This window comes from uncultured Tateyamaria sp., from assembly GCF_947497045.1.
Lineage (GTDB): Bacteria > Pseudomonadota > Alphaproteobacteria > Rhodobacterales > Rhodobacteraceae > Tateyamaria.
This window is the reverse complement of sequence record NZ_CANMEU010000002.1, coordinates 153,900-171,333: the sequence shown is the minus strand read 5'-3', so window position 1 is coordinate 171,333 and position 17,434 is coordinate 153,900. Positions and strand designations below refer to the sequence as shown.

Annotated in this window: 19 protein-coding genes; 13 read left to right on the top strand and 6 right to left on the bottom strand. The window is 61.2% G+C overall.

Going from position 1 to position 17,434, the window contains the following annotated elements:
* Positions 1-38: 38 nt before the first annotated feature.
* Genes Q0859_RS04315 through Q0859_RS04305 form a run of 3 tightly spaced genes read right to left on the bottom strand, consistent with a single transcriptional unit; the run spans position 39 to position 1,532 of the window.
* Complete coding sequence (locus tag Q0859_RS04315; RefSeq protein ID WP_299147923.1) at positions 39-269, bottom strand: hypothetical protein; 231 nt, start codon at positions 267-269, stop codon at positions 39-41.
* A gap of 13 nt (positions 270-282) precedes the next feature.
* Positions 283-531: a MaoC/PaaZ C-terminal domain-containing protein gene (locus tag Q0859_RS04310; RefSeq protein ID WP_299147921.1), complete on the bottom strand. Its 249-nt coding sequence runs from the start codon at positions 529-531 to the stop codon at positions 283-285.
* Positions 528-1,532 (bottom strand): NADP-dependent oxidoreductase, encoded by a 1,005-nt coding sequence (locus tag Q0859_RS04305; RefSeq protein WP_299147919.1) that lies wholly within the window; start codon positions 1,530-1,532, stop codon positions 528-530. The genes Q0859_RS04310 and Q0859_RS04305 overlap by 4 nt, the downstream gene beginning before the upstream one ends.
* Before the next feature lie 26 nt (positions 1,533-1,558).
* Between Q0859_RS04305 and Q0859_RS04300 the strand changes: the two genes are divergently transcribed.
* The gene (locus Q0859_RS04300; RefSeq protein WP_299147917.1) at positions 1,559-2,221 is read left to right on the top strand and encodes a histidine phosphatase family protein; all 663 of its coding nucleotides are present in this window, start codon (positions 1,559-1,561) and stop codon (positions 2,219-2,221) included.
* Here Q0859_RS04300 and Q0859_RS04295 read toward each other — a convergent pair.
* Complete coding sequence (locus tag Q0859_RS04295) at positions 2,218-3,213, bottom strand: NADPH:quinone oxidoreductase family protein (protein WP_299147915.1); 996 nt, start codon at positions 3,211-3,213, stop codon at positions 2,218-2,220. The two genes, Q0859_RS04300 and Q0859_RS04295, sit on opposite strands and share 4 nt — an antisense overlap.
* A 137-nt stretch (positions 3,214-3,350) precedes the next feature.
* Here Q0859_RS04295 and Q0859_RS04290 point away from each other — a divergent pair, with 137 nt between their 5' ends.
* The 12 genes from Q0859_RS04290 to Q0859_RS04235 all read left to right on the top strand — a co-directional run bounded on the left by Q0859_RS04290 (position 3,351) and on the right by Q0859_RS04235 (position 15,850).
* The gene (locus Q0859_RS04290) at positions 3,351-4,175 is read left to right on the top strand and encodes an SDR family NAD(P)-dependent oxidoreductase (protein ID WP_299147913.1); all 825 of its coding nucleotides are present in this window, start codon (positions 3,351-3,353) and stop codon (positions 4,173-4,175) included.
* A gap of 3 nt (positions 4,176-4,178) precedes the next feature.
* A complete protein-coding gene (locus Q0859_RS04285) occupies positions 4,179-5,066 on the top strand; it encodes an SDR family NAD(P)-dependent oxidoreductase (RefSeq protein WP_299147912.1) in 888 nt (295 codons plus the stop codon).
* A 92-nt stretch (positions 5,067-5,158) separates the two neighbouring features.
* Positions 5,159-6,355: an acetyl-CoA C-acyltransferase gene (locus Q0859_RS04280; RefSeq protein WP_299147911.1), complete on the top strand. Its 1,197-nt coding sequence runs from the start codon at positions 5,159-5,161 to the stop codon at positions 6,353-6,355.
* A gap of 73 nt (positions 6,356-6,428) precedes the next feature.
* Positions 6,429-7,430: a nitronate monooxygenase family protein gene (locus tag Q0859_RS04275; protein WP_299147909.1), complete on the top strand. Its 1,002-nt coding sequence runs from the start codon at positions 6,429-6,431 to the stop codon at positions 7,428-7,430.
* Positions 7,423-8,451: a phosphotransferase family protein gene (locus Q0859_RS04270; RefSeq protein ID WP_299147907.1), complete on the top strand. Its 1,029-nt coding sequence runs from the start codon at positions 7,423-7,425 to the stop codon at positions 8,449-8,451. Before Q0859_RS04275 ends, Q0859_RS04270 begins: the two co-directional genes overlap by 8 nt.
* A gap of 185 nt (positions 8,452-8,636) precedes the next feature.
* The gene (locus Q0859_RS04265; RefSeq protein WP_299147905.1) at positions 8,637-9,881 is read left to right on the top strand and encodes a branched-chain amino acid ABC transporter substrate-binding protein; all 1,245 of its coding nucleotides are present in this window, start codon (positions 8,637-8,639) and stop codon (positions 9,879-9,881) included.
* 146 nt (positions 9,882-10,027) lie between these two features.
* The gene (locus Q0859_RS04260) at positions 10,028-10,984 is read left to right on the top strand and encodes a branched-chain amino acid ABC transporter permease (protein WP_299147903.1); all 957 of its coding nucleotides are present in this window, start codon (positions 10,028-10,030) and stop codon (positions 10,982-10,984) included.
* Positions 10,981-12,279, top strand: coding sequence for a branched-chain amino acid ABC transporter permease (locus Q0859_RS04255; RefSeq protein ID WP_299147901.1), 1,299 nt, complete (start codon positions 10,981-10,983; stop codon positions 12,277-12,279). The genes Q0859_RS04260 and Q0859_RS04255 overlap by 4 nt, the downstream gene beginning before the upstream one ends.
* Positions 12,276-13,031, top strand: a complete 756-nt coding sequence (locus Q0859_RS04250) for an ABC transporter ATP-binding protein (protein ID WP_299147899.1) — start codon at positions 12,276-12,278, stop codon at positions 13,029-13,031. The genes Q0859_RS04255 and Q0859_RS04250 overlap by 4 nt, the downstream gene beginning before the upstream one ends.
* Positions 13,028-13,732: an ABC transporter ATP-binding protein gene (locus Q0859_RS04245; protein ID WP_366523184.1), complete on the top strand. Its 705-nt coding sequence runs from the start codon at positions 13,028-13,030 to the stop codon at positions 13,730-13,732. Before Q0859_RS04250 ends, Q0859_RS04245 begins: the two co-directional genes overlap by 4 nt.
* 11 nt (positions 13,733-13,743) lie before the next feature.
* On the top strand, positions 13,744-14,946 hold the full coding sequence (locus Q0859_RS04240; protein WP_299148902.1) for a serine hydrolase domain-containing protein: 1,203 nt from the start codon (positions 13,744-13,746) through the stop codon (positions 14,944-14,946).
* A gap of 34 nt (positions 14,947-14,980) precedes the next feature.
* Entirely contained in the window at positions 14,981-15,850 is an 870-nt protein-coding gene (locus Q0859_RS04235; protein WP_299147894.1) for an acyl-CoA thioesterase II, read from the top strand.
* A gap of 102 nt (positions 15,851-15,952) precedes the next feature.
* Here Q0859_RS04235 and Q0859_RS04230 read toward each other — a convergent pair whose 3' ends face one another.
* Positions 15,953-16,720 carry an SDR family oxidoreductase gene (locus tag Q0859_RS04230; protein ID WP_299147891.1) on the bottom strand — a complete coding sequence of 256 codons (768 nt, stop codon included), beginning with the start codon at positions 16,718-16,720 and terminating at the stop codon, positions 15,953-15,955.
* A 78-nt stretch (positions 16,721-16,798) separates the two neighbouring features.
* Positions 16,799-17,431 (bottom strand): DUF1638 domain-containing protein, encoded by a 633-nt coding sequence (locus Q0859_RS04225; protein ID WP_299147889.1) that lies wholly within the window; start codon positions 17,429-17,431, stop codon positions 16,799-16,801.
* Between the last annotated feature and the right edge of the window lie 3 nt (positions 17,432-17,434).

Below are 17,434 nucleotides of genomic sequence, written 5' to 3'. Positions count from 1 at the left end.
TGTTAGCGAGTTTTTCGGGGTCCTGTCCAGTGTTGCGATCAGGGCTGGGCGTCAAATACCGCCAGTCCAAGCCATTCTGCCACAAGTGCGGGCGCCTCGTGCCCCTCGATTTCGATGCTCAGCCGGGTTTCGCGCATCAGCTCCGTGGCGGACCGCAGGGTCACAGCCGTCAGCGTAAAGCGTCCCCGCAACCGGCTGCTGGCCCGCACAGGGTTCAGAAACCGAATGCGGTCAAATCCATAGTTGATGCCCATGGTTTGCCCCGCCATCAGCGGAAAACAGTCATAGGCAAAGCGTGACGCAAGGCTGAAAGCGTGACGCAAGGCTGAGCGTCAGAAAACCGTGGGCGATGGTTCCGCCGTGGGATGTGTCGCGGGTGGCGCGTTCAGGGTCGGTGTGGATCCACTGGGTGTCATGTGTGAGATGTGCAAACTGATCGATCATCACCTGATCGACCGTGATCCAGTTCGACACACCCACCTCTTGGCCGATCTGCGCCGTCAGAGTGGCGTGAGCTTGCGCGATACTCATGCCGGGTCCGGTCCGACGCGCACCATCCGCTTGCCCGTGTTGTCGCCGTTCAACAGGCCGATCAAGGCTGCGGGCGCGTTCTCCAACCCGTCCACGATGTCTTCGCTGACCTTAATCTTGCCCTCAGCCACCCATGTTTGCAGCGCGCGCGTCGCTTTGGCGTCGTTATGGGCGAAGTCCATGACAATGAACCCCTCCATCCGCAGCCGCTTGACCACCACAAGGCCGGGCAGGTTGCGCGGCCCGGTGGGCGTGTCGGTGTCATATTGACTGATCGCTCCGCAGCACACGACCCGGCCTCGCTCGTTCATCAGCGGCAGCGTGGTTTCGAGGATCTGGCCGCCCACATTGTCGAAATACACATCCACACCGTCCGGGCAGGCCGCCTTCAGCGCCTTGAACAGCCCGCCCGCACGGTAATCAACACACCCGTCAAAGCCCAAGTGATCGGTGACATAGGCGCATTTGTCCGGCCCGCCCGCGATGCCCACGACACGACACCCCAATGCCTTACCGATCTGGCCCACATAGCCGCCGACCGATCCCGCAGCGGCAGAAACGACGATGGTTTCCCCTGCGAGCGGTTGGCCGACACTCAGCAGGCCGTGAAAAGCGGTCTTACCCGCGATGCCGTAAACGCTCAACAAATGGGACAGGGGCGTAATCTTGGGCAGCTTCTGGAGCTTGTGGGCCGGTCGGGTCACATGATCAGCCCACACGGATTCGGCGGCGACAATGTCGCCGGAGCTCAAGCGCGGCGATCTGCTCTCGACCACCTCACAGATCGCATAGGTCGGCATCGCGTCGCCCGGCTTGACCGCATCGCGATATGTCGCGCCCTGCATCCACGACCGGTTGGCCGCATCAATGCTCATCAGGATGGTGCGCAACAGAACCTCACCCTCTTGCGGTTCTGGCATGGGCACATTGCTAAGCTGGAAATGCCGGGCCTCAAGCGCGGCGGTGGGCAGGCTGGCCACAGTGATCTGATGGTTGGTCATTGGCAGGCTCCGATGTATGAGGGGGCATGACGCAAGAATATCGCCAGCCCGTATATGCGCCGCCCAAAGGGGCGACCGACTTGATCCTGATCCGGCATGGGGAAAGCGCACCTGCGCGACCGGATGTGAGTTTTCCGATGAAGGACGGCCATGGGGATCCGCCCTTGCATCCGCAAGGGGAACGGCAAGCAAATGCCGTGGGTGATCGTCTGAAAAATGACACGTTTGCAGGGCTTTACGTGACGAAGTTGACGCGAACGCATCAGACGGCGGCCCCGTTGGCCGCGCATCTGGGAATGGTGCCGGTTGAAAACCCGGATCTGCACGAAGTCCATCTGGGGGAATGGGACGGCGGGCTCTATCGGATCAAGGCCGCCGAGGGCGATCCGATCTACCGCGAGGTGGTCGCATCGCAAGACTGGTCGGCAATTCCAGGGGCCGAGACGCGCGACGTATTTTTTGGACGTGTTCGCAAAGGGTTGCAAGACATAGCTGACGCGCATGCCGATCAACGGGTCGCTGTGTTCGTGCATGGCGGCGTGATTGGTGCTGCACTTGCCATGGCGTCCGGGTCCGAGCCATTCGCGTTTCTGGGCGCGGCCAATGGATCGATCAGCCGCCTTGTGGTGCAGGGTGACCACATGTCGGTGCGTGGTTTCAACGATATCGCGCATTTGCACCACCTTTAAGGGGCCAGCAGGACAACCTTGCCCAACACTTTGCGATCCGAAATCATCTCCAGCGCTTGCGCGCCATCCTGCATGGGAAAACGTGCCGAGATGTGTGGTTTGACCTGACCTTTGGCATACATCTCAAAGAGTTCTGACATGTTCTGCATGTGACCTGCTGGATCGCGATAGATCGAAGCCCCCCAGAACACGCCCACGATCTGACAGCTTTTGAGCAATGTCAGGTTCAGCGGAATCGCAGGGATACCAGCGGGAAATCCCACAACCAGAAACCGACCGCCCCAGGCCATCGACCGGATGACAGGTTCTGCATAGTCGCCGCCGACCGCATCATAGGCCACGTGAACCCCCTCGGGTCCGGCTGCCGCCTTGATTTGTGCCGACAACTCTTTTTGTGCGGCACGGTCCATATCGCGCGGATAGATGATTGCCTCGTCCGCGCCAAGTGACGTGCAAAACTCCGCCTTGTCCTGACTGCTGACGGCGGCAATGACGCGCGCCCCTGCCGCTTTGCCCAACTCTATGGCGGCAGCCCCCACGCCACCCGCAGCACCAAGGATCAGCAGCGTCTCACCCGGTTTCAATTCTGCGCGGTTCTTCAAAGCGTAATGGGACGTTCCGTATGTAAAAATAAAACATGCCGCATCCTCGAATGACATCCTTTCGGGCATCTTGAGGCAGGCGTTCGCCTGGGCGCAGATATGGGTGGTAAACCCGCCAAAGCCGGTCATGGCAATCACCTTGTCACCCACGACAAAGCCGCTGACCCCGTCGCCAACCGCATCCACAATGCCCGACACTTCGCCACCCGGCGCAAAGGGGCGTGGCGGTTTGATCTGATAAAGATCGCGGATGATCAGCGTGTCGGGAAAGTTCGCGCCCGCCGCTTTGACCGCGATGCGCACTTCGCCCTTCTTGGGGGTGGCGTCAGGCAGTTCGGTCCATTCCAGCGTGTCCGGGCCGCCGGGGGTGGTGCTGAGCAATGCGTGCATATGGTGGCCCTTTCGGCGTGACGTTACGGCAGGGGTGCAATGCATCTGCCTTTGCCACATCCTGCAAGGGCGTGGGCCGCGCTGTAAAGCGGTGCGCCGCGCGACGTTGCGACAGCCTGATGCAAAGGACATAAAGAATGGACCCCAAAACATTGTTTTCATTGCAAGGTAAGGTCGCCCTGGTGACAGGCGGCGCGACCGGTATCGGGCGGATGGCCGCCACAGGGCTGATGATGGCAGGCGCGCATGTGCTGATCGCCAGCCGCAAGGGGGATGCGTGCGAGGCGGTTGCGCGCGCGTTGAACGCGATGGACAGCCCCGGCACGGTCGAAGGGTTCGCAGGTGATGTCAGTTCCGAAGACGGGATTGCGGCGCTGGTCAAAGAGGTCGGCGAACGCAGCGACAAGTTGCATATCCTGATGAACAATGCGGGTGTCACCTGGGGTGCCCCTTTGGGTCAATTCCCCCATGCGGCGTGGGAAAAGGTGATGAATGTGAATGTGGCGGGCCTGTTCCACCTAACACAAGCCTTACTGCCAACGCTGATCGCATCCGCAAGCCCGGACGATCCGGCGCGCGTGGTCAATGTGGGCTCGGTCATGGGCGAAGCGGCATTGGGTGACGGGGCTTATTCTTATGCGGCCTCCAAGGCGGCGGTGCTGCATATGACCAAGATCATGGCTAAGGAACTGGCAGGCCACCACATCACCGTCAACGCGCTGGCTCCGGGACCGTTCGTAAGCAAGATGACCGCTTTCGCCACCGCAGATGAGGGGATGCGCGACAAGGTGGGCGCGGACGTGCCCCTGGGCCGCGTGGGCCGGGACGAGGATATCGCGGGCTGCATGCAGTTCCTGTGCGGGCGGGGCGGGGCCTACCTGACAGGTGCCGTGTTGCCGGTCTCTGGCGGGATACAGGTGATGAGCGGGCCGAACCTGTTTCGCGCCGCGCTTGAGGGCTGAAAGATGATAAATTTCACGGACCGCGTCGCAATTGTTACAGGGGCCGGGGCGGGCCTTGGGCGCAGCCACGCGCTTGGGTTGGCCGCTCGCGGCGCCGCGGTTGTGGTAAATGACATGGGCGCGGGTGCCGATAACGTTGCAGCCGAGATCGAAGCCGCAGGTGGGCGCGCATGGGCGTATCGCGCGGATGTCTCGGACACCGAAGCCGTCGCGGATATGATCGCCCAGACCCAAGCCAAATGGGGCCGTATCGATATTCTGATCAACAACGCAGGGATCCTGCGGGACAAGACCTTTGCCAAGATGGACATGGCCGATTTCCGCAAAGTGGTTGATGTGCATCTCATCGGCAGCGCCAATTGCTGCCACGCGGTCTGGCCGATCATGCGCGATCAGGGCTACGGGCGGATTGTGCTGACCGCATCGGGCTCGGGGCTTTACGGCAATTTCGGGCAGGCCAATTACGGGGCCGCCAAGGCCGCGATGGTTGGGCTGATGAACGTGCTGCATCTGGAAGGCGCACGCGATGATATCCGGATTAACACGCTGGCCCCGACAGCCGCAACAGCCATGACCGAAGGGCTGTTGCCGCAAACAGCCCTTGATGTGCTCGGGCCAGAGACAATCACGCCCGGCGTGCTGTATCTCGCCAGCGAAGACAGCCCAAGCCGCACCATTCTGTCAGCAGGCGGTGGCACTTTTGCCGTGACGCAAATCCGCGAAACCCAAGGCACCCTGATCCAAGGCGAGATCACCCCCGAAGCGGTCGCTGCCGCATGGAACGACATCACGGATGCCACGGATGCACAGGACCTCGAAAATGCCTTTGCCCAAACCCGCAAATACGCCCTGCGCGCCGCCAAAGCCAAAGGGGTGACGCTTGACTGGTAAGGCACGATCCGTCTTCATCTTGCCAGGAAAACTCTGGGGTCCGGGGCAACGCCCCGGTCCTGTATTCACCACAAAACCAAGGAATTGATCTCATGCGCGACGCTGTCATCGTCTCAACCGCCCGCACTCCGATTGGCAAGGCCTATCGCGGCGGGTTCAATGCCACACCGCCGCAAACCCTTGCCGGACATGCCATCGAACACGCGGTCAAACGTGCCGGGATCGAAGGGAATGCGGTGCAGGACGTGGTGTTCGGGGCGGCATTGCAACAGGGGCACCAGGCGAGCAATATCGCGCGTCAGGCGGCGATCCGGGCGGGCTTGCCCGTGACGGTTGCGGGGATGAGCCTTGATCGCCAATGCGCCAGCGGCATGATGGCGATTGCGGCGGCGAGCAAACAGGTGGTGATCGACGGGATGGACGTGGTCGTGGGCGGCGGCGTCGAAAGCGTGTCGATGGTGCAAACGCCCGAAATGCGGGTCCACAGCGATCCCTGGCTCAAGACGCACAAACCCGAAATCTACATGACCATGCTGGAAACCGCCGAGACGGTCGCGGCGCGCTATGGGGTCAGCCGCGAGGCGCAGGACCGCTATGCGGTGCAATCGCAGGCCCGCACCGCTGCCGCCCAAGAGGCGGGCAAGTTTGATGACGAGATCGTGCCGCTCAGCACAGTGATGAAAGTGCAGGATCGCGAGACCAAAGAGGTGTCCGAGCACGAGATCACCGTCGCCAGAGACGAGGGCAACCGTCCGGGCACCACTTATGAAAACATCGCGGGCCTCAAGCCCGTCTTTGCCGATGGTATCCACGTCGACCAGGGGCAGTTCATCACCGCCGGCAACGCCTCGCAGCTCAGCGACGGGGCCTCGGCCGCGGTGGTTATGGAGGCGTCACTGGCCGAAAAGCGCGGCCTGTCCCCGCTTGGGCGCTGCGTCGGTGTGATGGCCGCGGGGTGTGAGCCGGACGAGATGGGCATTGGCCCGGTCTTTGCCGTGCCCAAACTGCTTGCCGCACATGGTCTCGGTATGGACGATATCGGGTTATGGGAACTCAACGAAGCCTTTGCCGTACAGGTGCTGTATTGCCGCGACACACTTGGCATCCCGGACGAGATCCTGAACGTCAATGGCGGTGCGATTTCGATCGGGCACCCTTATGGCATGTCGGGTGCACGTATGGTTGGTCACGCGCTGATCGAGGGCAAGCGGCGCGGTGTGCGCCACGTCGTGTGCACCATGTGCGTGGGCGGCGGTATGGGGGCGGCTGGCCTGTTCGAGGTCTTGTGAGCGTGTGCGATTGGCGCATCTGTCGGAGCCTCCGGCGGCGGTATTTTTGGTCAAAAGAAACAGGGATCTGTGCATGATTGATCGAGCACCCTTGCCGCAGGCGTTGCAGGGCCTGCGCATTCCGATGATTGCCGCCCCTTTGTTCATTATCTCGGTACCGGAACTGGTGATTGCGCAGTGCAAGGCCGGGATCGTTGGATCCTTTCCGGCGCTGAATGCGCGCGAGGCCGACGGCGAGCCACCACTGCTTGAGACGTGGCTGACCCAGATTTCCGAGGCGCTGGATGCCCACAATCAGGCCCATCCTGACACGCCTGCGGCCCCTTTTGCGGTAAATCAGATCGTGCACCGTTCGAACGCCCGGCTGGACCGAGACCTTGAGATTTGTGCCCGTCACAAGGTACCGATCTGGATCACCTCGCTTGGGGCGCGGGTCGATGTCAACGAGGCCGCCCATTCCTGCGGCGGCGTGGTGCTGCATGACGTGATCAACAACACCTTTGCGCGCAAGGCCATTGCCAAGGGGGCTGATGGGCTGGTGGCCGTCGCCGCAGGGGCGGGCGGGCATGCGGGCCAGCAATCTCCCTTTGCGCTGATCCGTGAAATTCGCGACTGGTTTGACGGTCCTGTGGCCTTGTCAGGTGCCATCGCAACGGGTGAGGCCTTGTTGGCGGCGCGCGCCATGGGGGCGGATTTCGGCTATACCGGATCGCCCTTCATCGCCACGAACGAGGCCAATGCCCAAGCCGACTACAAGCAGATGATTGTCGACAGCGGGGCCGAGGATATCGTCTATTCCTCTTTGTTCACAGGGGTGTGGGGAAATTACCTGCGCGGCTCGGTGGCGGCGGCGGGCATGGACCCTGACGATCTGCCCCAGGCGGATGCCAGCACCATGAATTTCGCGAGCGGCTCGTCCAAACCCAAGGCATGGAAAACCATCTGGGGGGCCGGGCAGGGTATTGGCGCGATCACCTCTGTCGGCCCGGCGGGCGCGATTGTGGACCGCATGGTGCGCGAATATGCCCAAGCGGGGCACGCCCTTGCCGCAGAGTTCGCCGGTCGGCATGAGTAACGCGCAAACATTGGATCTGGGGGCCGTTGCAGCCTACCTTGCCCCGCACCTGCCCGGCTTTGATCGCCCCATCGAGGCGACGAAATTCGAAGGCGGCCAATCCAACCCGACCTTTTTGTTGCAAACCAGCGCGGGCAACTACGTGCTGCGGCGCAAACCGCCGGGTCAATTGCTGAAGTCGGCCCATGCGGTGGATCGTGAGTTTCGTGTGCAACATGCTTTGCGTGATACGGATGTGCCCGTCGCGAAGGTACACGTGCTGTGTGAGGATCCGAGCATCATCGGCTCTGATTTCTATGTGATGGACCATGTGCCGGGGCGCAATTTCAACGAGCCTACGATGGAGGGTCTTACTCCGCCGGAACGCACCGACGTGATTGATGATATGAACCGGGTTCTGGCCGCCCTGCACAGCGTCGATATCGAGGCTGTGGGCCTTGCCGATTACGGCCCCCCCGGCAACTACTTCGAGCGGCAGGTGGGGCGGTGGTCCAAGCAGTACCGCGCCTCTGAAACGCAGAATATTGCGGCGATGGACGCCCTGATGGAACGTCTGGTGAGCGATATGCCGGCCGATGACGGGCAGCGCACGCTTGTCCATGGGGACTACCGGATCGACAATCTGATTTTTGAGGCGACCGGCACCAGATGCCGGGCCGTTCTGGATTGGGAACTGAGCACGATTGGCCACCCCTATGCGGATCTTGCCAGTGTGATCATGCAGTGGCAACTTCCCGCCGGTGCGCAGGGGCGGGGGCTGATGGGCGTGGATCGCGGCGCGCTCGGGTTGCCCTCGGATGAGGCGTTCATCGCGGCCTATTGCGCGCGGCGGGGTCTGCCGGGCATTGATCGGTTCGGATATTATCTGGCGTTTTGCTTCTTTCGGATGGCGGCCATTATCCAGGGCGTTCTGAAACGGGCGCTGGATGGAAACGCCTCCAACCCCGAGCGGGCGATGCAGGTGGGCGCTTTTGTGCCGGTCTTTGCAGAGAACGGGTTGAAAGCCCTGAAATCCATTTGATAACAGAATAATAAAGGATTTACTTCATGTCCTTCCGTGCAGATGCATGACACCCGCAACAATTGAATGCTGCCTGATGTCAACGCTTGACATATCCCCGATCTGTGCAACGCTAAGCCCATTCCGACCAAACAATCATGCCCGTCAGAGGCGACTGGTTGGGTCCATGTTCTAGGGAGGAACACATGCGCACATCCACCACCCTTGGCGTGGCTGCGGCCCTGACCCTGACGGTCAGCGCATTCGCAGCAACCGCCGACACCATCAAGATCGCCTTCATCGATCCGCTCAGCGGCCCCTTTGCGGGAACTGGCGTGAACGGGCTGCACCAGTACGAATTCGCTGCCGAAGAACTTGTGAACAAGCAAGGCGGGGTTCTGGACGGCGACATGTTCGAGATCGTCGCCTTTGACAACAAGATCAGCCCCAAGGAATCCCTGATCCAGCTGCAAGTCGCCATTGATCAGGGCATTCGCTACATCGCCCAGGGCAACTCGTCCGGCGTGGCCAGTGCGCTGACCGAAGCCATCAACAAACACAACCGCCGTAACCCGGATGACCGGGTGCTGTTCCTGAACTATTCCGCCGTCGACCCGGCGCTGACCAATGACAAGTGCAACTTCTGGCATTTCCGCTTTGACGCCAATGCCGACATCAAGATGGACGCTCTGACGGACGTGATCGCCGCCGATGACGAGATCAAAAAGGTCTATATCATCGGGCAGGACTATTCCTTCGGCAAAGCGGTCTCTTCTGCCGCCGTACGTTTCATCGGCGAAAAGCGCCCCGATATCGAGATCGTCGGGAACGAGCTGCACCCCATCGGCAAGGTCAAGGATTTCACGCCCTACAGCCGCAAGATCGTGGCTGCCGAGGCGGATGCGATCATCACAGGGAACTGGGGGGCAGATATGCTGGGCCTTGGCAAATCCGTCCTTGAAAACGGGTATGAGGGGCCGATCTTTACCTACTATGCCGCCGCAGATGGCATCACGGCGGCCTTTGGCGCAACGGGCGAGGGCGCGTTGCGCCTTGTGGCCGAAGGGCAGATCAATCCACCCGCCAATGACCGTGCCGCCGCCTATTATGAGGCCTTCAAAGCCAAGTACCCGGACGGTAACATCAGTCAGGCCCGCATCACCAACGTGATCGAGATGCTGGCACGCGCCATCAACGAGGCAGGCAGCGCCACCGACGTGGTGCCAGTTGCCTACGCCCTTGCGGGGATGGAGCATGAGAGCATGTGGGGTGGCAGCGTTATGATGCGCGAGCAGGATCACCAGCTCATTCAGGATGTGCACATCCATGCCCATACCGGTAACGATGTCACCTTTGACTATGACAATTCCGGCTTCGGGATCAAAGTCGAGGAAACAGTGACGATGGCGGCCATGGACTCGCCCACCACCTGCGAAATGGATCGGCCCTGATGCGTGATGGGGCCGTGCCCGAGGTGCGTGGCCCCTTCTTTTGACCAAAAATACCGTGGGGGAATCGCGTCAGCGATGGGGGTGAAACCCCCTCAAAACATGTCGTGGCGCAGCCGCATTCGGATCACGCGAGGGACGGAACACTCTTGGATCTCATTCTGGTCAATCTGATCGACGGGTTGGTGACGGGGCTTTTGCTCTTCATGCTCTCGGCCGGGCTCACGCTGATCTTTTCGATGATGGGCGTGCTGAACTTTGCCCATGCCAGTTTTTACATGCTCGGGGCCTATTTCGCCTTCCAGATCAGCCTCGCGCTCGGGTTCTGGATGGGGCTGCTGATCGCACCACTGATTGTTGGCGTGCTCGGGGCGGGGGTCGAACGTTATGGGCTGCGACGGGTGCATCAATACGGCCATGTCCCCGAACTGATCTTTACGTTCGGGCTTGCGCTGCTGATCGAGGAACTCGTGCAATTCATCTGGGGCAAGAACCAGATGCCTTACGCAGCCCCCGACATCCTGCAATTCACCGCCTTCTCCATCGCGGGGAATTCGATCCCGGCCTACAAGATCTTTATGATCTTCATCTCGGTTGCGATCTTTATCGGGCTGCTTTGGGTACTGACGCGCACGCGCGTGGGCATGATCATTCAGGCCGCACTGACCTATCCCAAAACGGTCGAGGCCTTGGGGCACAACGTGCCGCTGATCTTCATGGGCGTTTTTGGTGTCGGCACAGCGCTGGCCGGGGTCGCGGGCGTCATCGCAGGGCCGGTCCTTGGCACATTCCCCGGCATGGCCTTTGTCCTCGGCTCCATCGTCTTTGTTACCATCGTCATCGGGGGGCTTGGCAGCCTGTGGGGGGCGCTGGTCGCCTCGCTGCTGATCGGCTGGATCACCACATTCTCCAAGGCCTATAACCTGCGGATGGAGGATCTGCTGACCACGCTCGGGTTCACCAAACCCGAGGCCATCGCTGACAGTCCGTGGCGCGATCTCTGGAGCATCACAAGCCCGCAGATCGCCGATATCCTGCCCTATATCCTGATGGTGCTGATCCTGATTTTCCGCCCCTACGGCCTGTTCGGAAAGCGGGACGCATGAGCGATCAGATCACCAGCGAGCCGACCAAACCGGCACAACGGATGCGGGCGGGCAGCATGGTGTTGCCGCTGGCCCCATGGCTCATCGCCGCCGTTGCCCTCGTGGTGCTGCCTTTCATCTTTACGAACAATTCCGCCATCACGATTATGAACCAGATGGCGATCACGATCATCTTTGCGCTCGCTTACAACATGTTGCTGGGGCAGGGGGGCATGCTGTCCTTTGGGCATGCGGTCTATGCCGGGGTGGGCGGTTTCGCCTGTATGCATATCATCAATGCCGAGGATTTCTTTGCCGGGCTGCCGCTGCCGCTGCTGCCCATCTTCGGCGGGCTGTTCGGGATGGGGCTGGCCACCATTGTTGGTTCGTTTTCCACCCGCAAGGCAGGCACCGTCTTCGCCATGATCAGTCTTGGCGTGGGCGAGTTGATCGCCGCCTGTTCCGTCATCATCGTCGCCTTTTTCGGCGGCGAAGAAGGCATCTCGGGCGACCGCACCTATGGTTTGCCCTTTTTCGGGGTCGAGTTCCTGCAACAGATCGAGGTCTATTACCTCATCGCCGCTTGGCTGATGATTTCGGCCATCCTCATGTACCTCTATTCCCGCACGCCCATGGGGCGCATGGCCAATGCGGTGCGTGACAACCCCGAGCGGGCCGAATTTCTTGGCTATTCCGCGCGGTGGGTCCGTTTCTATTCCTTTGTGGCGTCTGGTTTCTTTGCGGGGATCGCGGGGGCGCTTTTTGCGATCAACTATGAAATCCTGACCGAGGAGAACCTCAACACCACCCAATCCGGCATCATCCTGCTGGTCACGTTTCTGGGCGGCGTCGGCTTCTTCTTCGGCCCGATCCTCGGGGCGATCGTGTTCACGCTGGTGCAGACGGTGCTGAGCCTTCAGACCGAGCTTTGGGCGTTCTACCTCGGCATCATTTTTGTCGCCACGGTCATGTTCTTTCCCGGTGGTCTTGCGGGACTGCTGATGATGCACGTGCCCGCGTGGCGCATGGGCAAGATCGGGCATCTTGCATGGCCTTACCTCAAGACGCTTGGGGGAGGGCTGATCGGCAGTCTTGGGGCCGCCGCCTTGATTGAGATGGTGTTCCACTTGCGCCACGCTTCGATCGGGGATCACGAGATGACACTGTTCTGGACAACCTTTGACAGCCACACCGTGCTGCCATGGATCATCGCGGGCGTAACCACCCTGATCGGGTTCGGCATCTGCCGCGCCACCGCCCCCGCACTGGTCGAGGCATGGAACGAGGCCAACGCCGCCCCCAAGGTGGCACCATGACGGCCGCGCTCGCTCTTGAGGGGCTGACCAAATCCTTTGGCAAGACCGAGATCATTCGCGGCGTAGACCTTGCCATCGGCAAGGGCGAACGCCATGCGATCATCGGCCCCAACGGGGCGGGCAAATCCACCCTGTTCAACCTCATCACGGGCCGCTTTTCGCAAACCGCGGGCACCATCCGCCTGCACGGCACTGATCTGGCGGGCAAGGCCCCGTTTCAGATCAACCGCATGGGTCTGTCGCGCAGTTTCCAGATCACCAACATCTTTCCGAAGATGACCGTGTTCGAAAACGTGCGTTGTTCGCTGCTGTGGGCGATGGGCTATCGCTACAACTTCTGGTCCATGGTGGGACGCAGCCGGGCGCTGACCGAAGGGGCGGATGCGATCCTCGAACAGATCAACCTGACCGCACGGCGTGACCTGCCCGCAGGGGTGCTCAGTTACGCCGAACAGCGCGCGCTTGAGATCGGAATCACCATCGCGGGCGGTGCGGATGTGATCATGCTCGATGAGCCAACGGCGGGGATGAGCCATTCCGAAACCGACTATATCGTCGATCTGATCCGCACCGTGACCGTGGGCAAGACGCTGGTGATGGTCGAACACGACATGGGCGTCGTCTTTGGTCTTGCCGATCAGATTTCGGTGCTGGTCTACGGCGAGATCATTGCCACCGGCACCACCGAAGCGGTGCGCGCCAATCCGAAGGTGCAAGAGGCCTATCTTGGTGGCGTGCTGGAGGATCACTGATGCTGGAAGTGCGCGATATGCATGCCTATTACGGTAAGTCCCACATCCTTCAGGGGGTGAACCTGTCGATTGCCGAAGGCGAGATCGTCGCGCTGTTGGGCCGCAACGGAGTAGGGCGGTCCACCACCTGCAAGGCCGTGATGGGCGAGGTGACGCCCCACGGCTCGGTTCGTTTCAAGGGGCAGGAGATTGCGGGCAAAAAGGCGTTCGAGGTCGCCAATCTCGGCATCGGCTACGTGCCTGAAAACCGCGATATCTTTCCGGGTCTGACCACACGGCAAAACCTGATTCTTGGCCTCAAGCCGGGACAAAAGGACGGGGCCGGGCGCTGGTCGATGCAGGACATGTTCGAGATGTTCGAAAACCTTGACCGGCGCGCGGATGTGGAGGCCTCGGTGCTGTCGGGGGGCGAGCAGCAGATGCTGACCATGTGCCGCACGCTGATGGGCGACCCGGATCTGGTGATGATCGACGAGCCGACCGAGGGGTTGAGCCCCCAGATGGTGCAGCGTGTCGCGCAACTTTTGCAGGAAATCGCGCGGCGCGGCATCGCGACGCTTCTGGTCGAACAAAAGCTGTCGATCGCGCTGGATATCGCGCACCGGGTCTATGTGATGGGGCATGGGCAGGTTGTGTTTGAAGGCACGCCAGCCGAGTTGAAGGCGCGTGAGGATGTGCGCAAGGAATGGCTTGAGGTCTAGGGGGCGTGACGCTGAACCTTGATAAAGGCCGCCTTGCGCGGATTACCCCATGGGCTGCGTCCTACGTCGAACAACGCAAGTTCGCAGGCCTATCGGTGCTGATCCGCCAGCACGGGATCGAGGTCTTCTTTGACAGTCACGGCGTGCGTGACATCGAAACGGGTGCGCCGTTTGCCCGCGACACGGTCGCGCGTATCTATTCGATGACCAAGCCGATCACCTCGCTGATCCTGATGATGCTGGTGGAAGAGGGTAAGGTGCATCTTGATGCACCCTTGTCGAGGTTCCTCCCCGGCTTTGAAAACTGCCGCGCCTTGGTACCTGGTGCGACGACCATTGATCAGACCGAACCTTGCGCAACGCCCACGCTGCACCAGTTGCTGACGCACCGCTCGGGGCTCAGCTATCCGTTCAACCCGGGCGTCCTGGCGCAGGTGATGGCGGATCAGGACCTGCTGTTCAAGCCGAACGCGGGCACGCTCACCACGCAATGCGACGCACTGGCCGCCCTGCCGCTGGCCTTCGCCCCCGGTGCGCGGTGGGAATATTCGGTGGGCATCGACGTGATCGGACGGGTGATCGAGGTGATGACGGGCCAACCGCTCGATCAGGTGTTTGCAACCCGTGTGCTTGACCCGCTCGGGATGCACGACACAGCCTTTTCAGTGCCAGAGCACGTGCGCGACCATTTCGCCGCCCTCTACACCCCACTTGCGGGCAACGCGATGGATCTGAACGGTGCGGACACGGGCGACGATCCCCTGCGCCTTGTGGATGCGTCCACAACCTCACCCTTTCTCGATGCCACCTGCTACAGCGGCGGCGGCGGGCTGGTGAGCACAATCGACGACTATATGCGCTTTGCCGAGGCGCTGCGGTTAGGCGGGCAGGGGCTGGTCTCGCCCTCGACCGTCCAATTCATGCTGTCCAATCACCTGCCCGGCGATATCGCGAGCCTTGGCCCTGCCAGCTTTGCCGAACAACCGATGGAGGGGGTGGGCTTTGGCATTGGCGGGGCTGTGGTACTTGATCCGGCGCGCAGCCGGGTGCCGGGATCGGTGGGGGATTTCAGTTGGGGCGGGATGGCCTCGACCTTTTTCTGGATCGACCGGGTGCATGATATCAGCGTGGTCATGTTCACCCAACTCAGCCCATCCTCAAGTTATCCGGTGCGAGCTGAACTCAAGGCACTGGTGCAGGGCGCACTGATGTGACAGGCATTGGGGCACGCCAAGGACGGAGCCTAACATGACCGACGCACACCAGACCCTGCTGAACCTGCTGGCGGTGGAACGGCTCGAGGTGGATCTTTTTCGCGGTACCGGGCAGGGCGGCGAGACGCCCACGCGCATATTTGGCGGGCAGGTGATCGGGCAGGCCCTGGCGGCCGCCTACAAGACGGTCGAGGATCGGCTCTGCCATTCACTGCATGCCTATTTCATCCGGCCCGGTGATCCCGAGATGCCGGTGGTTTATCAGGTGGATCGCGCGCGGGACGGGGGCAGCTTCACAACGCGGCGGGTCGTGGCCATTCAAAACGGACGGCAGATCCTGAACATGTCCGCCTCATTTCACGTAAGCGAAGAAGGTTGGGCGCACCAACATGCAATGCCGGATGTCGAAGGGCCCGAGGACCTTGCGGATCGCAACACCCTGCGCGCCGGGATCATCGACAGGATTCCCGAAAAATACCATAAAGAATTCCTGCGCCCACGCCCCATCGACATCCGTGAAGTGGCCCCGCGCGACTTCTTCACGCCCGAACCGATGGATGACAAAAGCCATCTGTGGTTTCGGATGGCGGCGGCCAAGGGGATCAGCCCGCAACTGCAGCACTGTCTGCTGGCCTATGCGTCCGATCTGAATCTTCTGGGCACCGCACTGCGCCCGCATGGGCAGACGTGGTTCACAGGGAAGGTGATGGCGGCGAGCCTCGATCACGCCATGTGGTTCCACGCGTCCGCAGCCTTTTGCGACTGGCACCTGTACACGATGGACAGCCCCTGGTCGGGAGGCGGGCGCGGCTTCAACCGCGGCATGATCTACGATCGCGATGGAACACTCGTGGCCTCCGTCGCGCAGGAAGGGCTGATCCGTCCGATCACCCCCAAATCCTGATCCCTCTTCATCTTGCCAGGAAAACTCCGGGGGTGTGGGGGCTGGCCCCCACGGATGGCGTATGTAGGAGCTAGCCTTTACGAATGTCTGGCATGCGGGTCGTCAATCGCGTGTATATGCGCGGTTCAACTTGCGCATCCCCGCAATCCAGCGATCATAATCCGACGTCTTGCGCTGCATGTAGGTGCGCACATCCGGGTGGGGCAGCACCAAAAATGTCTCGTCCTGAATGGCCGTGATGCAGGCGGCAGCGGCATCTTCGGCCTCGATCATGCCGTCGATGGCCGCCACATGATCCTCAAACCCCGCGGTCATCGCCGTGCGCACGGCTTGGGGGCAAAGCACCGACACCTTGATCCCGGCATCGCCGTGGGTGATGGCAAGCCACTCGGCAAGGCCCACAGCGGCGTGTTTGGTTACACCGTAAGGGGCCGATCCGATCTGGTTCAACAACCCGGCGGCAGAGGCGGTGTTGAGCAGATATCCACCCCCGCGTGCGACCATCAGTGGCACCACATGGCGCGCGGCCCAGACGTGGGCCATCACGTTGATATCCCACAAACGCTGCCAGTCCACGTCGGGCAGGTCCGTACCGCCTTCGATCAGCACGCCCGCATTCGAGCAAAAGATATCAATCGGGCCGACCTCGGCCTCGACACGCGTGATCAGGTCTTGGATCTGATCGGGGTTGGCCACATCAACCTCGCGCGATATCCCATTGATTTCCAGCGCAATAGACCGCGCACCCGCAATGTTGCGATCTGCGCACACCACCTGCGCCGCACCCGCTTGGGCAAAGGCCGTGCACAAAGCGCGCCCAATACCGCTGGCCGCCCCTGTCACAACGATGATCTTGTCGGTGATTTCCACAAGGCACCCCGGCTCAAAAGATATCTGACCACAAATCTACGGCGAAACACGGATCAACCCAAGCGCGATTGCGCAGGCTCACAGCGTTGACAGGGTGGTTTCCAGATCGCCATAGCCCGTCAAGCGGCGCTCAAACGTGAGACCCAGAGTCTCTGCCGCCGCCTGCGCCTTGGCCGTCAAGGTCGGATCATCGGTTTGCGCCTGGTAGACCAGCTTTTCATAATTGCCGAAATACATGTCGCGCAGCTCGGGGTGCCGGTCGAGGCCCATGGGTTTCATAATGAACGCATCGAACTGGCGCACAAGGAAATCAGTCAGGTAGAAGGTGGTGATTTCACTTTCACTTTGGTGTGCAAATCTCTCATTTCCCTCAAAAAAACTGTAGCAGTGAGGGCCTGCGACCATCTTGACGCCCATCTCGTCACAGGCCGCCTGCAACAGCCCGCCCGTGCCGCAATCCGCGTAAACAACAAAGATATCAGCATAGGTTTCACGATGTTTGGCCACCGCTGCGCGCACCGCATCCGTGATCTGATCGGGATAGAGGTGCAGTTTGGCCGGCAGGCAGGTCAGGTCCATATGCGTCCACCCGTTCGCGCGCTTGAGGTCCAGGATTTCGCGCGCCAGTGCCCCGCAGGCGATCAGCAGGATACGGCCCATGCCCGAGGGGGCCGGACCGTCTTGGGTCAATATGGTATCGTCGATCTGCATCTG

What these genes read in the sequence shown, in the direction of transcription:
- Q0859_RS04315 (WP_299147923.1), bottom strand. Translation starts at nt 269, where the DNA reads ATGGCGGGGCAAACCATGGGCATCAACTATGGATTTGACCGCATTCGG.
- Q0859_RS04225 (WP_299147889.1), bottom strand. Translation starts at nt 17,431, where the DNA reads ATGCAGATCGACGATACCATATTGACCCAAGACGGTCCGGCCCCCTCG.
- Q0859_RS04305 (WP_299147919.1), bottom strand. Translation starts at nt 1,532, where the DNA reads ATGACCAACCATCAGATCACTGTGGCCAGCCTGCCCACCGCCGCGCTT.
- Q0859_RS04255 (WP_299147901.1), top strand. Translation starts at nt 10,981, where the DNA reads ATGAGCGATCAGATCACCAGCGAGCCGACCAAACCGGCACAACGGATG.
- Q0859_RS04235 (WP_299147894.1), top strand. Translation starts at nt 14,981, where the DNA reads ATGACCGACGCACACCAGACCCTGCTGAACCTGCTGGCGGTGGAACGG.
- Q0859_RS04280 (WP_299147911.1), top strand. Translation starts at nt 5,159, where the DNA reads ATGCGCGACGCTGTCATCGTCTCAACCGCCCGCACTCCGATTGGCAAG.
- Q0859_RS04310 (WP_299147921.1), bottom strand. Translation starts at nt 531, where the DNA reads ATGAGTATCGCGCAAGCTCACGCCACTCTGACGGCGCAGATCGGCCAA.
- Q0859_RS04295 (WP_299147915.1), bottom strand. Translation starts at nt 3,213, where the DNA reads ATGCACGCATTGCTCAGCACCACCCCCGGCGGCCCGGACACGCTGGAA.
- Q0859_RS04265 (WP_299147905.1), top strand. Translation starts at nt 8,637, where the DNA reads ATGCGCACATCCACCACCCTTGGCGTGGCTGCGGCCCTGACCCTGACG.
- Q0859_RS04285 (WP_299147912.1), top strand. Translation starts at nt 4,179, where the DNA reads ATGATAAATTTCACGGACCGCGTCGCAATTGTTACAGGGGCCGGGGCG.
- Q0859_RS04250 (WP_299147899.1), top strand. Translation starts at nt 12,276, where the DNA reads ATGACGGCCGCGCTCGCTCTTGAGGGGCTGACCAAATCCTTTGGCAAG.
- Q0859_RS04290 (WP_299147913.1), top strand. Translation starts at nt 3,351, where the DNA reads ATGGACCCCAAAACATTGTTTTCATTGCAAGGTAAGGTCGCCCTGGTG.
- Q0859_RS04270 (WP_299147907.1), top strand. Translation starts at nt 7,423, where the DNA reads ATGAGTAACGCGCAAACATTGGATCTGGGGGCCGTTGCAGCCTACCTT.
- Q0859_RS04300 (WP_299147917.1), top strand. Translation starts at nt 1,559, where the DNA reads ATGACGCAAGAATATCGCCAGCCCGTATATGCGCCGCCCAAAGGGGCG.
- Q0859_RS04275 (WP_299147909.1), top strand. Translation starts at nt 6,429, where the DNA reads ATGATTGATCGAGCACCCTTGCCGCAGGCGTTGCAGGGCCTGCGCATT.